This is a genomic window from Paenibacillus sp. 10L310, assembly GCF_056395745.1.
Genome location: NZ_JBFTKC010000023.1, coordinates 16,895 through 38,477, shown reverse-complemented (window position 1 = coordinate 38,477; position 21,583 = coordinate 16,895). Strand labels below are relative to the sequence as shown.

General features: G+C 48.1%; 14 protein-coding genes. 10 read left to right on the top strand and 4 right to left on the bottom strand.

The genetic code is table 11. The annotated features are described in order from the left end of the window. The first annotated feature begins 7 nt into the window (after positions 1–7). On the top strand, positions 8–1,336 hold the full coding sequence (locus AC1DE7_RS28155; protein WP_315371181.1) for a PDZ domain-containing protein: 1,329 nt from the start codon (positions 8–10) through the stop codon (positions 1,334–1,336). Between the two features lie 94 nt (positions 1,337–1,430). Here the strand turns inward: AC1DE7_RS28155 and AC1DE7_RS28150 are convergent, their stop codons facing one another. Further along, on the bottom strand, positions 1,431–2,120 hold the full coding sequence (locus tag AC1DE7_RS28150) for a response regulator transcription factor (RefSeq protein WP_127551491.1): 690 nt from the start codon (positions 2,118–2,120) through the stop codon (positions 1,431–1,433). 21 nt (positions 2,121–2,141) lie between these two features. Next, entirely contained in the window at positions 2,142–3,353 is a 1,212-nt protein-coding gene (locus tag AC1DE7_RS28145; protein WP_315371180.1) for a sensor histidine kinase, read from the bottom strand. Between the two features lie 211 nt (positions 3,354–3,564). On the opposite strand from AC1DE7_RS28145, the gene AC1DE7_RS28140 reads away from it, so the two are divergent. From AC1DE7_RS28140 to AC1DE7_RS28130, 3 genes are read left to right on the top strand one after another with little or no spacing between them, the layout of a single operon-like run. After that, complete coding sequence (locus AC1DE7_RS28140; RefSeq protein WP_315371179.1) at positions 3,565–4,500, top strand: ABC transporter ATP-binding protein; 936 nt, start codon at positions 3,565–3,567, stop codon at positions 4,498–4,500. Between the two features lie 12 nt (positions 4,501–4,512). Beyond that, the gene (locus tag AC1DE7_RS28135) at positions 4,513–5,709 is read left to right on the top strand and encodes an ABC transporter permease (protein WP_477535645.1); all 1,197 of its coding nucleotides are present in this window, start codon (positions 4,513–4,515) and stop codon (positions 5,707–5,709) included. Then, positions 5,702–6,880, top strand: coding sequence for an ABC transporter permease (locus AC1DE7_RS28130; RefSeq protein ID WP_315371177.1), 1,179 nt, complete (start codon positions 5,702–5,704; stop codon positions 6,878–6,880). Before AC1DE7_RS28135 ends, AC1DE7_RS28130 begins: the two co-directional genes overlap by 8 nt. A 100-nt stretch (positions 6,881–6,980) precedes the next feature. On the opposite strand, the gene AC1DE7_RS28125 is transcribed toward AC1DE7_RS28130, so the two are convergent. Further along, the gene (locus AC1DE7_RS28125; protein WP_338707142.1) at positions 6,981–7,823 is read right to left on the bottom strand and encodes a flagellar motor protein MotB; all 843 of its coding nucleotides are present in this window, start codon (positions 7,821–7,823) and stop codon (positions 6,981–6,983) included. Beyond that, the gene (locus tag AC1DE7_RS28120) at positions 7,807–8,604 is read right to left on the bottom strand and encodes a flagellar motor protein (RefSeq protein WP_062837042.1); all 798 of its coding nucleotides are present in this window, start codon (positions 8,602–8,604) and stop codon (positions 7,807–7,809) included. The genes AC1DE7_RS28125 and AC1DE7_RS28120 overlap by 17 nt, the downstream gene beginning before the upstream one ends. A 169-nt stretch (positions 8,605–8,773) precedes the next feature. On the opposite strand from AC1DE7_RS28120, the gene uvrB reads away from it, so the two are divergent. From uvrB to AC1DE7_RS28090, 6 genes are all read left to right on the top strand, one after another. Then, complete coding sequence (gene uvrB / locus AC1DE7_RS28115) at positions 8,774–10,765, top strand: excinuclease ABC subunit UvrB (protein WP_036612386.1); 1,992 nt, start codon at positions 8,774–8,776, stop codon at positions 10,763–10,765. A 935-nt stretch (positions 10,766–11,700) separates the two neighbouring features. Next, positions 11,701–14,559, top strand: a complete 2,859-nt coding sequence (gene uvrA / locus AC1DE7_RS28110) for an excinuclease ABC subunit UvrA (protein ID WP_091013108.1) — start codon at positions 11,701–11,703, stop codon at positions 14,557–14,559. Between the two features lie 337 nt (positions 14,560–14,896). After that, a complete protein-coding gene (locus tag AC1DE7_RS28105; protein ID WP_017692026.1) occupies positions 14,897–15,109 on the top strand; it encodes a hypothetical protein in 213 nt (70 codons plus the stop codon). Between the two features lie 455 nt (positions 15,110–15,564). Beyond that, the gene (locus AC1DE7_RS28100; protein WP_315370592.1) at positions 15,565–16,734 is read left to right on the top strand and encodes a S1C family serine protease; all 1,170 of its coding nucleotides are present in this window, start codon (positions 15,565–15,567) and stop codon (positions 16,732–16,734) included. Then, on the top strand, positions 16,721–18,673 hold the full coding sequence (locus AC1DE7_RS28095; RefSeq protein WP_477535644.1) for a stalk domain-containing protein: 1,953 nt from the start codon (positions 16,721–16,723) through the stop codon (positions 18,671–18,673). Before AC1DE7_RS28100 ends, AC1DE7_RS28095 begins: the two co-directional genes overlap by 14 nt. Positions 18,674–19,000: 327 nt before the next feature. Continuing rightward, positions 19,001–21,514, top strand: coding sequence for a U32 family peptidase (locus AC1DE7_RS28090; RefSeq protein ID WP_017692029.1), 2,514 nt, complete (start codon positions 19,001–19,003; stop codon positions 21,512–21,514). Positions 21,515–21,583: the final 69 nt, after the last annotated feature.

Sequence of the window (21,583 nt, the reverse complement as noted above, 5' to 3'; positions counted from 1 at the left end):
GACCACAATGGAATGGGTATGGCCGTGGTTAACTACATTAGGGGAAGCTTTGTTGCAGTTGTTTATTCAGCCGTTTTATTATATTGCGGTGATCCTGATTGCGCTGATCTATCATCGTCAATTACTGCAGGAGCGTAAATTGTTCCATGTTCGTTTGCAAAGCTCGATAACACAGACGATTCGGGCGGTGCTCGGAGGCATACTCATTGGTACCATCGTCTCGATTGTGTCCCTATTCCTCGGTGCACATCTTACACTGGGAAGCCTGATATGCATATGGGCTGCAACATTAATTCTATCCTTGTTCCGTATCCGGTATCTGTGCTTTGCTTATGCGGCCGGGTTACTGGGTGTGCTACAATTTGGTTTGAATGTGGCTTCAGGCTGGCAACCATCGGGTTGGATGGGCACTATCACGGAAACGCTACGTACCCTGGATATGCCTGCACTGCTTGTCCTGGCTGCCCTTCTACATATGGGTGAAGCCTTGTTAGTACGCATGCAGGGGGTATCGATGGCATCACCACTTCTCTTCGAGGGAAAACGCGGGAAACTGGTTGGTGGATATCAATTGCAGCAGTTCTGGGCCATTCCTCTACTGATTCTTGTTCCAGTCACAGGAGGTGGCGCGGAGCTGGCATGGAATCCACTGATGAATGCAGGTCATAGTTACATGCTGGTTGCGTTGCCAATTATGCTCGGATTTGGTGAGATAACGCAGAGTATGCTTCCGGGACAAAAGGTACAGATCTCATCCAAGCGGTTGATGATATACGGGGCAACTTTGCTTGTGTTCAGTTTGCTTGCTGCATGGTGGTCTCCACTTATGGTGGTTGCTGCGCTGATCGCATTTATTGGACATGAATTTCTGGTATGGTACAGCGCGTTTGAAGAGCAAAACCGCAGTCCGGTATTTGTCCATCCGCAGCATGGCCTGAAGGTATTGGCTGTTATTCCGGAGAGTCCTGCAGCGGATTTGGGGATTGAAGCAGGTGAGACATTGTACAAGGTGAATGGTAAGTTGGTTCATTCACCGGAAGAGTTACATCGTGCCCTGCGGATGAACCCGGCTTTTTGCAAACTTGAGGTGAGAAATCACCAGGGAGAAAGCAAGTTCATGCAACGAGCGATCTATGAAGGGGAGCATCATCAACTTGGGGTCATTATGGCACCGGACAATCACGAGGTCTGGGCGATTCGGTTACGTCCACTGACGTTGTTCCATATCATCAACCTCAAATTGTTTGCCCGTCTGAAAAAACCACAAAGGGACGAAGCTCCCTTGGCGTTACCGCCAGCCCCTGTGGCCAGTGATAAAGGGTCCATAGAGATGTAACAACTAAGCATACGTGATGAAGTATGTTGCATAAATCAAGCAATGAAAAAGGTATTTCTGAGCGCCGTCACAGGCAAGGAAATACCTTTTTTTGTTATTGTTTTAACATAAAGATGGCGATTTGGGTCCGATCACGCAAGCTCAACTTACCGAGAATATCCGTGACATAGTTTTTGACGGTGCCTTCACTGAGGAACAGTTTGGCGGCAATTTCCTTATTGGACAACCCCTCCGATATGGCCTCGGCAACCGCCAGCTCCATACGTGTCAGTCCATAGGCTTCGATTGGGTTCTGTGTCAGGGGAATTGCAGCGGGACGAAGAAGGCCTGCCAATTTGCGGGCTATATCCGGATGGATTAACATATCGCCGTTATGTACGGTCTTGATGCCTTGAATGATCCGCTCGGGGGGGACATTTTTGAGCAAATAACCGCTTGCTCCATTCTGTAATGCCTGAATAATATACTCATCGTCGTCAAACGTAGTTAGCATGAGCACCTGGATTTCAGGAAAACGTGCCTTGATGCGTTTGGTACCTTCAACTCCGTCACATTCCGGCATCCGAATATCCATTAAAACCACATCCGCAGACGTCCCTGATTCAAGCAATTCCAATGCTTCCTGCCCATTTGAGGCCGTGCCTGTAACGAAAATGCCGGAGCCCAGTCCAAGCAACACTTTCAGGCTCTCACGAATGAAGTAATCATCGTCTGCGAGAATCAGCCGAATAAGTGGGAGCTGGCCTGAATCATTCTTGTTGTTCACATCATTACGTTCGGACATGAAAATATTCACTTCCTTTTTTCAGAGTATATCCATCTGGTTCGTTATTGGAATGCGTGTAATCACTGTATACGGATAAGCCGATTGAATCTCCAAGGTTCCTCCCACCATTTGTGTGCGCAGAAGCATACCTTCCTGTCCTATGCCGTTTCGCTTGGAAGAAGGAGGATTGATTTTGCCATCATTACTTACACTCATACGGACTTCCTGATCCCCAAATACCAGCTCTACTGTGATTGAAGAAGCATTTCCGTGTCGCAGGGCATTGGTCAAGGCTTCTTTGGCATTTTTGTATAAGACAATCTGTATGCTGGGATACAGCACATGGGATGGGCCATGAACTTCATAATTTGTCTTCACGCCGGTATCTCTGCCCACTTCCTCTAGGAGACGATCCAGGGCGTAGGCTTCGGATGCATAGGAATTAGGTTGCAGTTTGTGCAGTGTGCTGCGCATATCATCCATACTATCGGCCAATTGATCGCGAATCTGTCTCACCATTTCCGTTCCTTGTTCCATATCGAGGGGGATGGTCAGCAGGGCGGCTTCCGACATCATTTTGGTGCGAATCAGTCGATGCCCGATATCATCATGAAGCTGTCTGGAGATACGAGTGCGTTCCTCTGCCTGAGCTACTCCTTCAAGTTGCTTTGTAAATAACAGCAGCTGCGCACGAGTTTCTTGTAGCTCGTAATGTTTGCTGCGAAGTTCGTCATAGACTTGTTCCAGTTGTCCGCGGCTGCTCGCCGTCCTTGATCCCTGCCAGGACAGAGCCGCTGTGATGAGCAGAAGCAGGTTGCCAAGAACCATCGCAGTTGTCTCTGCGGAGAGTAATGTAGTGGCGGTTGTATTTAGTGTGGTTAACCCTCGCTGCGGTGCCTGTGGGACAGCATAATGCCAATGCAAAGCGACATTGTTAGCGACAAGCTGAATTGCAAACATCAACCATCTCCGACTTCCCACCAGTCTGTATATATACACGTAGAGCACGGATAGAGAGAGGAAAAACATAAATGGTCCATACGAAGCAATTAGCCAGCAGCACCAGAGTATTTCGGCCAGCAGCAACAGCCATTGCTGTGTACTTGAACGGTTAAAATCTTTCCACACGGAGAGTCCAAGCGCGATGATGATATACAAGGTGTAGACGGCTTCATTTTCCAAGGGAAGCATCAACAGGTACAGTACTGCTGGAACGATAATTAATCCATATTGCAGAAACCGCATTGGCATATGTAAATGACATCCTTTATATAAAAAGTGGAGTACAAAATCTCTTGATAATGCGCCCTTGATTATACCATAAGCAGCATTCGAATCAGGAGATGACTTAAGTCACCTTCGATTCATGACTTTTTGTACCTTCGCTACAGATTGCGATCCGTTACAATAAAATTATGAAATCCAGCGGCGAAGGCCGAAACGGAAAAGGGGCGTAAAAGGGATGGGCATACTTGAAGTAGATCATGTAGTAAAACGATACGGCAGCAAGCTGTCCGTGGATCATTTGAACCTTAGTGTTGGCAAAGGCGAGATTTTTGGATTGCTTGGTCCCAATGGAGCAGGAAAAAGTACCACCATCAGCATGATTGCAGGGCTCCTGAATATGGATCAGGGTGAGATCAGATTAGATGGTATATCGGTCAAAGAGCGACCGCTGGAAGTAAAGCGCAAGATCGGACTCGTTCCACAGGATCTGGCTTTATACGAAACCATGTCTGCTGCGGAGAATGTGACCTTTTTTGCCAGGCTGTATGGACTGCGTGGAAAATTGCTTAAGGAAAGAGTGCAGGAGTCGCTTGAATTTGTAGGGTTGCAGGATAAAGCAAAGGATGCCCCCTCGACCTTCTCTGGCGGTATGAAACGCAGGTTAAACATCGCATGTGCGATTACACATCGCCCGGATCTCATTATTATGGATGAACCTACAGTTGGCATTGATCCGCAATCTCGGAATCATATTCTTGAATCGGTACGGACACTCAACAAGATGGGTTCAACGATCATATATACAAGTCATTACATGGAGGAAGTGGCTGCGATTAGTCACCGGGTTGCGATTATGGATCAGGGGCGAATTATTGCCTGTGGGACTGAAGCAGAGCTGAGAGAACGTGTAGCATCGGAGGAAAAAGTAGTGCTCTCCACTTCCGGTATCGGTACCGATGTCGTGGAAGAACTGAAACTTCACCCCCGCGTACGGATGGTAGACGTTTCAGAGAATACACTGACCATTACGCTGCCTTCGGCACAGCAGGATCTCCAGGATCTGCTCTTCATTTGCAGCAAACATGAAGTATCCATTCAGTCGCTCAAGGTCGAAGAGCCGGATCTGGAAACGTTGTTCCTCAATCTGACCGGGCGTACGCTTCGGGACTAGGGGGAGCAAGAGATGAATATATGGCATATTTGCATCTTTGAATTAAGGCGTATTCTTAAGATTCGATCTGTGGTGTTGAACCTGTTCATTCTGCCGTTGTTACTGATTTTTATATTGGGCACGGCACTTTCCAGTACGATGGGTACGGCGAAGGATGTTATTCCGGATACTGTACGCGTGGGAATCATCCATTTGAGCACTGAATCTGGTGGAGAATCAAGTACGCTTAATCAAGCGCTGGATACATTCGTTAAAACCCCGGAAGTGGCTGAGATGGTCAAGGTGCAGAACTTTACGACTGAAGAAGAGGCCGTTCATTCGCTGCGTACCGGCAAGCTGGACTTTGCTGTAATGATTCCTTCGGATTTTGAGCAAAACGTGATGATGGGGAAGGAGGCCAGGTTACAGTGGATACGAGGAAAGGACAACACACTTAATACCTTGGGTGAAACTTTGTTCACACGTTTTACGGATGAATGGAACCGACAGATGGCGATTACCAAAGTGCTCGGTCCGGAAGTAATTGCTGCCATGGCCTCTGCTTCGGAGTCTGGTACGGCGAATTCAACCTCGATTGCTGTCACTAATCCCGGTGAGACAGGTACGGCGTATAGTGCCTCCCAATACTATGCAGCTTCCATGCTGGCGATGTTCATGTTGTACTCAGGCATGACAACCAGTACCAGCCTTTTTGGAGAGCGTGATAACAAAACGTTAATTCGCCTTCAGGCTGCGCCTATAGGTAATGGAGTTATTTTCGCTGGCAAAATTGCAGGTAATAGTCTGCTCGCTTTCTTACAAGCAACAACGATCATCCTTATGACATATTGGCTCTACGGTGTGGATTGGGGAACCCATCCTTGGTATATTGTGCTGACTTGTGTATTCATCACCTTGGCATCCATGACTTTAGGCGTGATCGTCGCACTGGTATGTAAAAGCACAGCATCGGCCAGTGCAACCTTACAAGGTATCATCATTGCCATGACATTCATTAGCGGTGGATTTAGGCCCATTCCAATTGATTTTGTACAACGGATTAGTGAATTTACGGTTAACCACTGGGCGCTCCAGAGCTTTCTGAGAATGATGCTGGATGCACCTGTAGGAGAGATTGTGTATAACATTTTAATGTTAGGCGTGGTATGCGCTGTATTGCTGTTCATCTCAGGATTGATCTATAGAAAGGCAGGATACCGATATGAATAGTCTACACATCGCCTGGTTGATGATTAGACGTACACTTGGCCGTAAAATGGGCTTCATTACGTTTCTGCTTCTGCCTTGCCTGGTGGTTATGGGAGCGGTTGCCCTTTTTGGAAGTGAGCAGAGTACACGGACGGTCATTCCCTACGTCAATGAGGATACAGGGGTAGCAGGGACATGGATGATTCATGAACTTGCTGACAAGGAGGAGTACCTGCTCAAGCCAATGAACAACGAAGCAGAAGTGAAGGAAGCTATCGCTCAGCAAAAAGGAAGTTCTGGCATTATCATTCCCGAACATTATACAGAGGATCTGTTACAGGGTAAGGCAACCGAAATTCAACTGGTAGAACTGCGCATAAGTGAAGGTTCCTATACCCTACGAGCGGCTGTTGAAGGTTTGACTAGGGGATTGCAACAATCTGCTTCAGCTGTTAAGGTGGCGGCAGGTCCTGTCTCAAGTGAGACGGATATACTATCGAGTATAGAGAAGCCATTTGAACAGCTTCTACAGGAGATAGGAAAACATCAGGTTGCTGGTGAAGTCACCGATCTGCAGATCTATCCCAAGCCAGGCCTGAACAATGTGACTGGATTTACAATCATGTTTATGATGGGGCTGCTGACCAGTGCAGTGGCTGTGATAATGGAAGATCGCAGGAAACGCACGATGGCCAGAGTATATACGGCGCCCGTTCGTGCATATGAGATTGCACTTGGCAATTTCCTGGGTAGCTTTATCATTGGCATGATTCAGATTGTTCTGGTTTTGGGAGTCAGCAGGTGGCTGCTGCATTATGATGCCGGCATTCCTTTTGGAATTCATTTCATGATCTTGGCAGCGTTCATGCTGGTCTCCATGGGCATCGCAAGTACGGTTGCTGGATTGATCCGTAATTCCAAAAATGCCAACATGCTGAATTCACTTGTCATTATGCCAACTTGCATGATAGGTGGTTGTTTCTGGCCGATCTCGTTGATGCCGGATTATATGCAAAAGCTCGCCAACTTTGTTCCACAGAAATGGGCGATTCAGGCAGTGGAGACGATCTCTGCTGGTGGTACATTGTCGGATATCACATTGCCACTATTGATTTTGTTTGGCATGGCTGCCATTTTACTGACTGTTGGCTCTGCGATTCTACGCCCTAGCCAGCCAGGAGTAGAGGCATAAGGTAATACGACATAAAAGAAAGCACGCTCTACTGAATTGAATTCAGTTAGAGCGTGCTTTCTTTGCATAAGGAATGATGCATTATGTGAGATATTGATGATTAAGGTTGGAGTTGACGCAGGACCGTTATTTCAACCCGACGGTTCTTTTGTCTTCCGGCGGCTGTGGTATTGTCACCCGTTGGGCGAGTATCCGCATATCCGGCATACTGGAATCCGTCCGGGTTAAGTTTCTCTGTATCCAGAAAAAATCGTAATACAGACAGTGCACGTTCCCCGGAAAGCTGCCAGTTATCGGTATAGGCGGAGTTTGCTCCCACAGGAACATTATCGGTGTGACCCTCAATGCTGACAACGGTGTTCAGATCACGGAACAGGCTGGCAAGTTTACTTAGCGTTGGTGCTGCACCGTCCTTTAGAGCGGCCTGTCCCTGATCAAACAGGAAGCGGTCACTAAGTGTAATGGATAGGCCCTGTGGCTTGTCCGCAACAAAAATCTGATTTTCCAGTTTATTATCCTCGATATATTGGGTAATCACATTGAACAGATTTTGCAATTCCTGCTCCTGTGATCTGAACTGTTCTTCCCGTTCTGTGAGGGGCTTGTTGTCATTATCTGGTGTTGCAGTCCCGGAATCGGAAGGGTTTCCTTCACCATCTGAAGGATCTTCACCCTGCACCTCGGATGGTGGAGTCTCTGTAATCGTTTGACCGGGTTTCTCACCGAGTCCCTCACCAAGCTCAAGGATTGAGTCGGACGCATTAAATGTATTTTGTAACGATTGAGTAACGACGTCATATTTACCGGAATCCAGATTGCTCATGGCATACATGATGACAAAAAAGATCAAAAGCAGCGTTATGAGATCGGCATAAGTAATCATCCAGCGATCCCGATGATCGATAGTTTCACGTTTTCCGCGCCGTTTACTGCGCCGACTCATCCAATCCCTCCTTTGCTAGGGGGCGTATATGCTGACGATGCGTAAGGGTGAAGGACTCCAGTCTTTTGCGTACAAGCTGGGGATTCTCACCGTTCTGAATGGCAAGTACACCTTCGAGAAGCATTTCCATGGTCTGCACTTCATCGGCACCTCTGGATTTGATCTTGGAGGCAATGGGCAAAAAGATAAGATTGGCACTGGCGACCCCATACAGGGTTGCGGTAAAGGCAACAGCAATGGCAGGTCCGAGTCCGGTTGGATCGGTCAAACTGCCAAGTACCTGAATAAGTCCCATCACGGTTCCGATGATCCCCATGGTTGGAGCGTACCCACCAGCGGATTCGAATATTTTGGCGTAACCCTCATGTTTTTGTTCAATAGAATCGATCTCCATCTCCAGGATCTGGCGAACTACATCCTGATCGGTACCATCAACAACCATCTGAATACCGTCTTGCAAAAATGGATGCGGATGATCCATAACCTTGCGTTCCAATGCAAGTACACCTGAGCGGCGTGCGATTGAAGACATCTCCACCAGTTCTTCAACCCACAAGCCTGACTCATTATTGTTACGTCCAAAAGCCATACGCAGGGCAGCTGGAATCGTACGAAGGCGATGCGCCGGGAAACTGGCAACCACAGCAGCAATCGTTCCACCGAATACAATTAAAGCAGCCGTTTTTTGCAGGAGACCAGACAATTGGCCGCCTTCCCACAAAAAACCGCTAATGACTGCGGCAATTCCGGCAATAATACCGATAAGTGTCGCAATATCCATAAATTAACCCACTCCTATCTTCATTTCACGTTTGCATCACTAAAACGAACGAGGTATAATTAAACGGGAACAAATATTCCTATTACTATAAGTTTTCCCATATGAAAATTCGGGGAACTTCGACAATATATAGTGACTATTATTTTAGACGATAGGGTGAGATACGGCAATGAGCGATATTATAATGAGCGACAAAACGTTCGAAATCGAGTCAGAGTTTTCTCCCCAAGGTGATCAGCCTGCAGCCATTATAGAATTGGTGAAGGGTGTTCAGGAGGGGAAGAGATACCAGACACTGCTGGGTGCAACGGGTACGGGTAAGACGTTTACGATAGCCCAGACGATAGCCCAACTGCAACGTCCGACGCTGATTATTGCACACAATAAAACGTTGGCAGCGCAGCTTGCAAGTGAGTTCAAAGATTTTTTTCCTAATAACATGGTTGAGTATTTCGTCAGTTATTACGATTATTTTCAGCCAGAAGCATATATCCCGTCCTCCGATACGTATATCGAGAAGGATTCAAGTATTAATGAAGAGATCGACAAACTGCGGCATGCAGCGACAAGTTCGTTGTTTGAGCGCAGGGACGTCATCATTGTAGCGAGTGTTTCCTGCATTTATGGTTTGGGTTCACCGCACTCGTATTCAAGCATGTTGCTGTCACTTCGGGTAGGCATGGAGAAACCGCGCAATCAGATTTTGTCTCGTCTGGTAGAGATCCAGTATCAGCGGAACGATATTAACTTTGTGCGGGGTACATTCCGTGTTCGTGGGGATGTTGTTGAGATTTTCCCTGCTTCCAAGGGTGAACATGCAATTCGGGTTGAATTGTTTGGTGATGAGATCGAGAAAATTACGGAGATTGATGTGTTAACCGGAGAACTGATTGGTGAACGTGAACATATTGCCATCTTCCCGGCGTCTCACTTCGTAACGCAAGAAGAGACAATGAAGGTTGCGCTGGTGAACATTGAGCGTGAACTGGAGGAGCGTCTTGAAGTGTTGCGTGAACAGGGGAAACTGCTGGAGGCTCAGCGACTGGAGCAGCGCACAAGGTATGATATCGAGATGATGAAGGAAGTTGGATTCTGTTCGGGGATTGAGAACTATTCCGGTCCGCTGACTTTCCGCGAACGCGGCGATACCCCATACACACTGATGGATTACTTCCCGGATGACATGTTGATTGTTGTCGATGAGTCTCACGTGACTCTGCCACAGATTCGTGCGATGTACAATGGTGACCAGGCGCGGAAGACGGTATTGGTTGAGCATGGTTTCCGTCTGCCGTCAGCATTGGATAATCGTCCACTCAAATTCGATGAGTTCGAAGGTAAGATGGATCAGATCATCTATGTATCGGCCACACCAGGCCCGTATGAGATAGAGCATACCGATACGATGGTGCAACAGATTATCCGTCCAACCGGACTGCTTGATCCAATCATTGAACTGCGTCCAACAAAGGGGCAGATTGATGACTTGATTGGTGAGATTAACGACCGGATTGCCAAAGACGAGCGTGTGTTGATTACAACATTAACGAAGAAGATGTCCGAGGACCTGACGGATTATCTGAAGGAAGTTGGAATCAAAGTTCGTTATCTGCACTCCGAGATCAAAACGTTGGAACGGATGGCGATTTTACGTGATTTAAGGTTGGGCGTTTTCCATGTCCTGATCGGAATTAACTTGCTCCGGGAAGGTCTCGATCTGCCCGAAGTTTCCCTCGTCGCTATATTGGATGCTGATAAGGAAGGATTCCTGCGTTCCGAACGCTCACTGATCCAAACGATTGGTCGTGCGGCACGGAACAGCGAGGGTCGCGTTATTCTATACGGTGACAAAGTAACGGATTCGATGGATAAAGCGATAAAGGAAACAGAGCGTCGTCGTGCAATCCAGATCGAGTACAACGAGAAACATGGAATTACACCACAGACCATTCGCAAAAAAGTGCGTGATGTGATTGAGGCAACCAAAGTTGCCGAATCCAAGAAAGACTATCTCACAGGCGCAGCCGAGAAGATGTCGAAGAAAGATCGCCAGGCGCTTATTCAGCGCCTAGAGGTAGAGATGAAAGATGCAGCCAAAAACCTGCAGTTTGAGCGTGCTGCCGAGCTTCGTGATGCGTTGCTGGAACTTCGCGCTGAATAAGATACAGCTCATTCATATGCTCCAGTAAAGATGGATCTGTAACAAGAGAACGGCCAATTGGCCGTTCTCTTGTTGAGTAAGGAAATCGTTGATATCTACCGATAATAAGAGATGTTGAAATCTTGAAATCAAGTCTATACTGATAGAAATGTTGAAATTGGTTAAAAGGTTTATAGGAAAGCAATTGGGAGTCGAGAGTGCCCCAGTGTTGACCTCGGAGCCGAGCCGAAGGCAATGGCGACCTTGCCGCGACCAAGGCGAAGCCGAGAGCGCACCGGTATTGACCTTGGAGCCGAGCCAAAGGCAATGGCGACCTGCCGCGACCAAGGCGAAGCCGAGAGCGTTCCGGTGTTGATCTTGGAGCCGAGCCGAAGGCAATGGCGACCTGACGCGAACGTGGCGAAGCCGAGAGCGTCCCGGTGTTGACCTTGGAGCCGAGCCAAAGGCAATGGCGACCCTGCCGCGACCAAGGCGAAGCCGAGAGCGACCTGGTATTGACCTTGGAGCCGAGCCGAAGGCAATGGCGACCTGTCGCGAACGTGGCGAAGCCGAGAGCGTCCCGGTGTTGACCTTGGAGCCGAGCCAAAGGCAATGGCGACCTGACGCGACCAAGGCGAAGCTGAGAGCGTCCCGCTCTTGACCTAGGAGCCGAGCCGAAGGCAATGGCGACCTTGTCGCGAACGTGGCGAAGCCGAGAGCGTCACCTCGCAGTAGAGCGGCCACATAAGGTTACGGCAATGAGCCGGAACCTTATGTGGAGCCGCAGGCACACGACAACCCTTCACATAGCAAGACCCGACCCCTCACCGTTGCACCGCTTGTTTCGGGTGTCCAGAGGGCTGCGCCCTCTGGGGCCCTCCCTTGGAAGGGAGGGTTTGGGAGGGATTGAAAAGCCTTTAAAGGTTTGGATTAACACACTGAGAGGATGAATACTATTGGCGAGCGATAACATTGTCATTAAAGGCGCACGAGCGCATAACCTGAAAAATATCGACATTACCATCCCGCGTGACCGCTTTGTTGTATTGACTGGTCTGAGTGGCTCAGGCAAGTCCTCGCTGGCTTTTGACACGATCTATGCCGAAGGACAGCGGCGTTATGTAGAATCATTGTCAGCTTACGCACGGCAGTTTCTGGGACAGATGGAGAAACCGGATGTGGATTCCATCGAAGGATTATCTCCTGCCATTTCAATAGATCAGAAAACAACAAGCCGTAACCCACGTTCCACAGTAGGAACCGTGACCGAAATTTATGATTACCTGCGCCTGTTATTTGCACGTGTGGGCCATCCACATTGTCCTGACCATGGCGTGGAGATTAGTTCCCAGACCGTAGAACAAATGGTTGACCGCATTATGCAATATCCAGAGCGTACCCGGTTGCAGATTTTGGCACCCATTATCTCGGGCCGTAAGGGCGAGCATAAAAGTGTATTTGCTGATGTGTCCAAGCAGGGCTTTGTCCGTGTACGGGTAAACGGGGAATTGCGTGACTTGTCAGAAGATATTCAATTGGAGAAAAATAAAAAGCATACGATTGAAGTCGTTGTTGACCGGATCGTTGTTAAGGATGATGTACAGGCGCGTCTGGCCGACTCTATTGAAACAGCACTAAATCTGTCTGGTGGACAACTGCTGGTGGACATTATGGGTGAAGAAGAGCTGCGATTCAGTTCCAACTTTGCCTGCCCGGTGTGCGGATTCAGTATTGAAGAGCTGGCACCGCGGATGTTCTCATTTAACAGCCCTTTCGGGGCTTGCCCGGATTGTGATGGGTTAGGTGTCAAAATGATCGTTGACCCTGATCTGCTCGTACCGGATCGGACTAAGACCATCGAAGATGGAGCTTTTGATGCTTGGACAGGTGGCACATCCACCTATTATCCGCAGTTCCTGAAGTCAGTATGTGAGCACTTCAACATTCCGCAAAATGTACCTGTCGAAGATCTGCCGGCTGAGCAGATGAACAAGTTATTACAGGGAACAGGTACGGAGAAAATCCGTTTCCGCTATGAGAATGATTTTGGACAACGGAAGGAAGCACTGGTTACCTTCGAAGGTATCGTGAATAACCTGGAGCGTCGTTACCGGGATACAGCATCTGAAGGTATCCGTGAGTTTATTGAGGGTTACATGAGTGCGAAGCCTTGTGGTACATGTAAAGGTCAGCGTCTGAAACGGGAAAGTCTCGCAGTTACGATTAATGATCACAACATGGCGTATGTGACTAGTTTGTCCATTGGTGAAGCTGGCCGATTCTTTGATACATTGGAATTGAGTGAGAAAGAGCAGACGATTGCCAAGCTTATTCTGAAAGAAATCAACAGTCGTCTCGGCTTCCTGGTGAATGTTGGTCTGGATTATCTTACACTGAGTCGTGCTGCCGGAACATTGTCAGGTGGGGAAGCCCAGCGGATCAGACTGGCCACACAGATTGGTTCCAGCCTGATGGGTGTATTGTATATTCTCGATGAGCCAAGTATCGGTCTGCATCAACGGGATAATGATCGTCTGATCTCAACGCTTGCGCATATGCGCGACATTGGTAATACGTTGATCGTGGTTGAACATGATGAAGATACGATGATGGCTGCCGATTATATTATTGATATTGGCCCAGGTGCAGGTATCCACGGAGGTACCATCATGTCACAGGGTACACCGGAGGAGATCATGAACGATGAGAACTCCTTAACCGGTCAATATCTGAGTGGACGCAAATTCATTCCGATTCGTACTGAACGTAGAAGTGTAGGAGACCGTTGGTTGGAAGTACGTGGAGCTAAAGAAAATAACCTGAAGAATCTGAATGTGAAGATTCCTGTAGGTGTATTTACTGCGGTAACGGGTGTGTCTGGCTCAGGTAAATCCACATTGATCAATGAGATCCTCTACAAAACGTTGGCACGTGATCTGAACCGTGCTCGGGTACGTCCGGGTCAACATAAAGAGATTCGTGGTCTGGAGCATATCGATAAAGTTATCGATATTGACCAGTCGCCAATCGGGCGGACACCACGTTCCAACCCGGCTACGTATACCGGTGTCTTTGATGATATCCGGGATCTGTTTGCTCAGACGAACGAAGCCAAGGTACGTGGATACAAGAAAGGCCGGTTCAGTTTTAATATCAAAGGTGGACGTTGTGAAGCCTGCCGTGGAGACGGCATTATCAAAATCGAGATGCACTTCTTGCCGGATGTCTATGTTCCTTGTGAAGTCTGCAAAGGCAAACGATACAACCGGGAAACGCTTGAAGTGAAATATAAAAACAGAAATATTTCCGATGTGTTGGAAATGACGGTTGAAGATGCAACCCAATTCTTCGAGAACATTCCGAAGATCCATCGTAAAATGCAGACACTGATGGATGTGGGTCTGGGTTATATCAATCTGGGACAACCTGCAACCACATTGTCTGGTGGTGAAGCCCAGCGGGTGAAGCTCGCTTCCGAGCTGTATCGCCGCAGTACGGGGAAAACCATCTACATCCTCGATGAGCCGACTACCGGTTTGCATGTCGATGATATCGATCGTTTGCTGAACGTATTACACCGTCTGGTTGATTCTGGGGAATCGGTGCTAGTGATCGAGCATAACCTGGATGTGATCAAAACGGCAGACTATGTTGTTGATCTGGGTCCAGAAGGCGGTAGCGGTGGAGGTACCATTGTTGCAACCGGAACACCTGAGGATATCGTTAAAGTGGAAGCTTCTTATACCGGCAAGTACTTGAAGCCGGTTCTGGAGCGGGATACCGAGCGGAGCAAGGCACTGCAGTTGGTGGACTAAGGTCCTCTAACCAGTAGTTATACCAATATGAAGTGGCAGTATTGGCCCTTCTTCTCGAAAAGGTAAAGACGTTGGATTACGATCTAATGTGCTCTGCTTCTGAGAAGAAGGGCTTTCATTATGAATTATGCACGGTGTTTCCTTCGGACTAAGGTTATTCCGTGAAAGTGTTTACATATGCATTGCGACGAGCGTTACAGGAATATTCGGCCAAATTGTCTTTTTTTCATTTTTATGGATGATAGGGCTTGCATTACAAGCAGGGTACAGATAACATAGAGGAAGATATTAGGGTATGCGTTAGCTGTTCAACTATGGTAAGGAGGTCTGTCTATCCATGCTGTTTGCAGAAGCTGCCACGGCGAGTACATCGAATTTTAATGCATTTGATATTTTTGTCATCTTATTTACGATCCTGATTTTCATCGGAGTTGTTCGGCTTCTTCGGGCACCGAAGAAAAATCTGTTTGCGATCGGATTTGCAGTAGTCAGCCTACTGGTATTTCTGATGACAGACTATGCGATGATAACGGGTTGGTTTGCTCAGTAGGAATGCCGCTGAATTGAATTAAGCCAATAGTGCATGTTCAAAAAGATCGGTTTTCAGTACCGAGAAGATGGGATGAAGCTAGAAATGGAGTAGCGGAGCGTAGGGAGAACTACGTGAGCAACGGACATTTCGGCTGAATTCTATATTCGATGCTGATGATGCCACTAGGCATCCTTCGTAATCAAAAGCGGACTTTTTGAACAACCTCTAAAAGAGGTACAGACGAACACCTTCCAGAGAGACATGGAGGGTGTTTTTTTCATTTATACTGAAACGATTGAACAAGATTCTATCTTCTCTACTAAAATAGGACTTAAAACAATTGTATATCCAGATTCTGTATGATACATTGAGGGATACCGGAATTGCAGATGAGAGAAAGAGAGAATAGATTCAGCGATGAATCCGATGTCGAGTCGCGCAAGAAGGATGTATAGAGAGGGTCAGGTGAGAATATGAGCGTGTTGGGTAAAAAGGGGATAGCCATACTGATGGCTACTGTACTCTCGATTAGTGTAGCGGCAACGGCCGGTGCAGCTGAATCCAAAGCGGCGATGCAAGCGAAAGTGGTAGATGGTCAAGTCTATGTGAACACCAAGGATCTGCTCAAGGCAGTTGGTGGAAGTGGACAATATGATGCCAAATCAGGAACGTACACGTACAAGGGAAGTGAAGCCATTCCCAAAGTGATCGAAAAGGTATCTCCTTCGGTCGTAGGTATTATTGGGAAATCTACCGAAGTGCAGGACGGTGCAACATCAGACGACCGTTATAATCTTGCACATGGTACAGGTGTCATTATCCGGTCCAATGGATGGATTGTAACGAATGCACATGTGGTCGACGGATTAACGAATCCGGTTGTCGTAACGACGGATGGCAATACATACAAAATTACGAAAACATACAGTGATGCACTCAGTGATCTGGCGCTAATCAAAATCAATGCCAAATCACTCAAACCGGCGAGCTTTGCCAAAGCTTCACAAACTACTGTTGGAGAAACGGTGATTGCCTTGGGTACGCCGATTTCCTTTTCTTTGCGCAACTCGGCAACGGTAGGGGTAATTAGCGGCTTGAATCGTGGTGTTGAGGCGACCTACCGGTTGATTCAGACCGACACGGCCATTAACCCAGGAAATAGCGGAGGACCGCTGGTCAACCTGAAGGGTGAGGTGGTTGGTATCAATTCCATGAAATTTTCTGCGGTCGGCGTAGAGAGTTTGGGATTTTCGATTCCCGTGGATACCGTTCAATATATCATCGATCAGTTTTTTAAATATGGAAAAATAAAACGTGCAAGTCTGGGGCTACAGCTGGAGGAAAGTTGGTCTGCGATTGTGGGGCTGCCTACAGATGATCCCTTAACGATTACGGGCGTACTGTCTCCAGAAGCCAAGAAAGCCAAAATCAAAGAGGGCGATGTCCTATACAGTGTCGCGGGCACACGTGTCTCTTCAGTAGTGGATATCAATGAGTTGCTCAAAAAGTATCTGCCTGGGCAAAAGGTAAAGCTGTTGATGCAATCGGATGGCGATATCGTCACCCGCACGTTGGTGCTTGCTGATCGCGCAGACATCGTAGACGAGGAAGATGAAGCGTTCCTTGCAGATGAAGAACAATAAAGCCCGGCGATCAGCCCGGATGGAGAGAGGACGAAAGAACGGAATGAAAAAGTCATGGATACGTGTGCTAAGCACAGGTGTATTAACCGGGATGCTGACCATTGGCGCGGCATTGCCTGTATGGGCATCTGATCTGACGACAAGTGAACTACGGGTGAAAGCGGGGAGCACGAGCGCCTACATCAACGGCGATAAGCAGGCCATAGCCAAACCTTACAAGTTCAAGGGTGTTACGATGGTGCCTGTGGGAGTGTTCAAGAAAGCATTTGGCAGTGAAATCCGGTTGGAGAAAAATGATGTTGTCAAAATCAAGGAAGGTCCACACACGGTTACCCTAACGATTGGCAGTTCAATTGCCTGGGTGGATGGTGTAAAACATGAGATGGGTGCCGCTCCCAAGATGGTGAATGGTGTACTTATGGTTCCACTTCGTCCGGTTGCTGCCGGTATCGGGGCGACGCTAGCTCCGACTAGCTCCGGAGAAATGGTCATTCGTCTGTTGCAAACCGATGATTCGGTGGATGACGAGGATGGCATTCATCCGGATGAAGGCAAAACCAGAATTGGTAACAGTTTTTACGGTTGGTCCATTAACTACCCGGCAGACCTTATAGTTTTCCAGACCGGTCAGCAGGAGCGCATGATGACTTTTGGCACTGCGGACAACAGTTATTATCTTGAAGTGTATGTCAGCGATCAGGATGTGGCTCTGGATGCGGATGATTTGTTGCAGCAACTCGTCCAGGAGGCCAAACAATCGGGAGATACGGTGCTGGATCGTCAAGCGGTGTCGAAAGGCAAAACACCTTATGCACGGATTATCGTGAAAGATGTAGACGGCATGTTATGGGAGATGCGTCAGTATCTGAGTGAAGGTCGTCAATATGATGTGTACCTCGCGGATTACGAAGCCCTGAATTATAAAGATCTAGGCAAACGTGCAGCGCTACTCAATTCATTCCAGCCAACATATGCAGAGTCGGATCGAACGATTAAGGATCTATCCACCGTAGATAATGGCATGCGCTCCGCGTGGAACGATGACTATGGTATTGAATTGAAGATTCCAGCCGGCTGGTCAATGGATAACAATCAGATGATCTATGAAGCCAAGGATGGTGCGTATCTGCAATGGCGTGTCACTTCGGCGAAGGCAGGTACAACGGTAAAAGACTGGAGCGGCCAACTGGATAAGTGGATGCGCGAGACATTTACACCAGAGAGTTACGAGCCAATTGGTTCATATACGATGGATATCTCGGGAGAGACTGCTGAGGTGAATGAATTCCGTTATAACTTTGGTGGGGGCTGGCAGACCGAGTTTGATGTTCTTTTGCAGAAGAATGGGTATCGATATTATGCAGAGTATACGTTCCCTGAGGAGCAGATTGCAGATCGGGCATGGTTTGAACGGATTATGAAGAGTGTGGAGATTGATTTTGATACGGTTGCCGATAATTTCGGTCAGCTGGATGAAGATCCTTATTTGACAGACAAAACGAAGACACTTACACGTACGTCCAAACGTTATAAATACAGTGTAGATATTCCGCGTTACTGGACGCCGTATAGTGATCGATTCGAATATTCACCTGTGGTGTACACCTTTACTGGCGGAGAATTCTCCATTGCGGCGAGCGAAGACAAGTCGATCGAGATGACGGTCAGCCAATTGAGAGAAGCCTATGCCGAAGCCACCAAAACCCGTAAGAACTTCAAGTTGCTTGGCAGTGAAGAGCTGACGTTTGCGGGTGTGCCTGCATTTTCCTTTACGTATCATGAGCTGGACAAAGGCGTGCCATATGCGGGTCGCCAGATCGTGTTTGAAAAGGACGGAACAACCTATACCATCACAAGTGGGCTGAATGATGCCAACAAGACAGAAGTTCAGGCGGCAGCATTGGAGAAAGCAGTGAACTCATTTACTTTTATTAAATAATATTAGTGGAGCCGGAGGGTCAAAAGACCTTTCGGTTTTTTTCGTTGTACTGGAAATGAAAATGGTAAACGGTTTTTTCAGGAAAACGTAGAAGAGTCGGTGCAGAAGTGGTACACTATACTAGTTCAGGAGTTATGACTACTGATCTGATGAATAGGAATGACTGTAAGCTTGGAGTTCAGGCAATACAGACATAATAGATAGATATTGTAATACCGTGACAATGCAGGTGTACCCGATAAGGTGCAGTTTTAAGCTTAGGATGTTCAGGCGTTTAAGGATATAGGGATGAAATCCGGCGGATAGCCGGTTATGGGGAGGATCTACATGAAAACAGCAACAATACGAAGAGAAGACGTTGAACTTCTGGCACCTGCTGGTGACTGGGATTGTATGCGTTCGGCGGTAGCTAATGGCGCAGATGCAATTTTCTTCGGAGTCGAAAAGTTTAATGCACGGGCACGGGCGAACAATTTCCGCATGGACGAGCTGCCGGAGATTATGGCGTTTTTGCACAGTTATGGCGTAAAAGGTTTTTTGACCTTTAATATATTGATTTTTGAAAATGAATTAACGGATGCCAAAGAACTGATTGACGCTTGTGTCGATGCAGGTGTGGACGCTGTAATTGTTCAGGATTTGGGTTTGGTGAAGATGATCCGCGAGATATCACCGGATTTCCCGATTCACGGTTCAACACAGATGACAATTACGTCTCCGGAAGCGGTCGAGTTTACGAAGCCGTTTGATATGGAACGTGTCGTTCTGGGACGGGAGAACAACCTGAAGCAGATCCAGAAGATCGGTGAGCAGGCAAAACTTCCAATGGAAGTATTTGTTCATGGTGCGCTGTGTGTATCCTACTCGGGGCAGTGTCTTACTTCCGAAATGTGGGGAGGACGTTCGGCGAACCGTGGGGAGTGCGCACAAGCTTGTCGTCTTCCATATGACCTGATGGTGGATGGGGTACACAAACCGATGGGTGATGTAGCCTATCTGTTGTCTCCGAAAGATCTGGCAGCGATTGACCTGATGCCGGAACTGATCGAAGCAGGAGTAACTTCTTTCAAAATTGAAGGACGTCTCAAAACGCCGGAATACGTAGCAAACGTAGTAAGCAAATATCGTAAAGCGATTGACCGTTATTTTGATGGAGATAACACACCGCCAAGCAAGGAAGAAGTTCGCGAATTGCAGCAAAGCTTCTCCCGTGGCTTCACGCATGGTTTCCTGAGCGGTACAAACAACAAAGAACTGGTGGATGGAACGTTCCCGAAAAGCCGTGGTGTCTACCTTGGTCGTGTGGATCAAGTGTTGCGCGATGGTGTGGTCCTGAAGCTGGATGCACCTGTGAAACGTGGAGACGGGATCGTATTTGACGCCGGAGACCCGACTCAGAAGGAAGAGGGCGGACGTGTATACGATGTACGTCGCAAAGGCGTAAAACTCGAAGGCGAAGCCGAAGAGGGCTGGATCGTTGACGTTGTGCCAGGCCGCAGTGATGTGGATCTGCGACGCGTAAAAGTTGGCGACAAAGTGTGGAAAACGAATGACCCGGCGCTGGACAAACGTCTGCGTCAAAGCTTCGAGACCGAGAAGCCGTACCGTGTATTCCCGGTGAAGGTGAAGGTCATCGGCAGCCCAGGGCAGCCGCTTAGCACATGGTGGACAGACGTACAGAAAGGCACGACCGTCCGTATTGATTCCGAGATGGAACTGGACATCGCCCAGAAGCGTCCAATGACACATGAATTGCTCGAAGAGCAGTTCGGTCGTCTGGGAGGCACCGTGTTCCAGTTGGAAGGAATGGACGTCAATCTGCACGGTGACGTTATCATCCCGATGCGTGAGTTGAATAACATTCGTCGTCAGGCTGTAGAACAACTCGCGGGCGAGCGTCCTAAACCACCCGTCTACGTGAAACGCGCGGTAGATGTGTACGGCGATTCGGTTAAACCGGCATCACCAGTCGCTCGCGGTCAAGCAGAACTGACCGCACTCTGCCGTAGCCTGCCACAAGTGGAGGCAGCGATTGAAGCAGGAATCGGTATGATCTATGCCGACTTCGAGTTTATCAAACAGTTCCCGGCAGCCGTGGAAGCTGTGCATGCCGCTGGTCGCAAGATCGCGCTGGCAACACCGCGTATTCACATGCCTGGGGAGAATGGATATCACAACAACATCTTGCGTCTGAAGCCGGATGCGGTATTGGTACGTAATACAGGCGCACTCTACTTCTACCTGCGTCACCGGATGGAAAACCCGGATGCGAAGCACCCGGAACTGATCGGCGACTTCTCATTGAACATCGCCAATCACAAAGCAGTAGAATTGTTCCTGGAAGCCGGATGTGACTGGATTACGCCATCCTATGACCTGAACATTCAACAAATGGTTGATTTGCTGGGTCACTCCCGTACAAGTCAGACCGAAGTGGTAATCCATCAGCATCTGCCGATGTTCCACACCGAGCACTGTGTGTATTGTACGTTTATGAGTGAAGGAACGGACTTTACGAACTGTGGCCGTCCTTGTGAGGAACAGCGTGCATCACTGCAAGACCGGATCGGCATGTCCCACCCGGTACGTGTGGATGAAGGTTGCCGTAATACGGTATACAACGCAGTGGAACAGTCAGGTGCCGAGTATCTGACCAACTTTATGGATCTGGGTGTATCCCGTTACCGTGTGGAATTCCTGGAAGAGACACCGGAGCAGGTACGCGAAGTTATCGATCTGTACAACCGTGCACTGCGCGGCGAGATCAGTGGTACACAAGTTTGGAAAACACTCAAAGCAACAAACCAACTGGGCGTTACACGTGGTCAATTGGTGAAATAAACAGATTGTATGTTACATCAACATTTACAATCAAGCATGAAGCAACCCCAATCTCTGCTTTACGGAGCT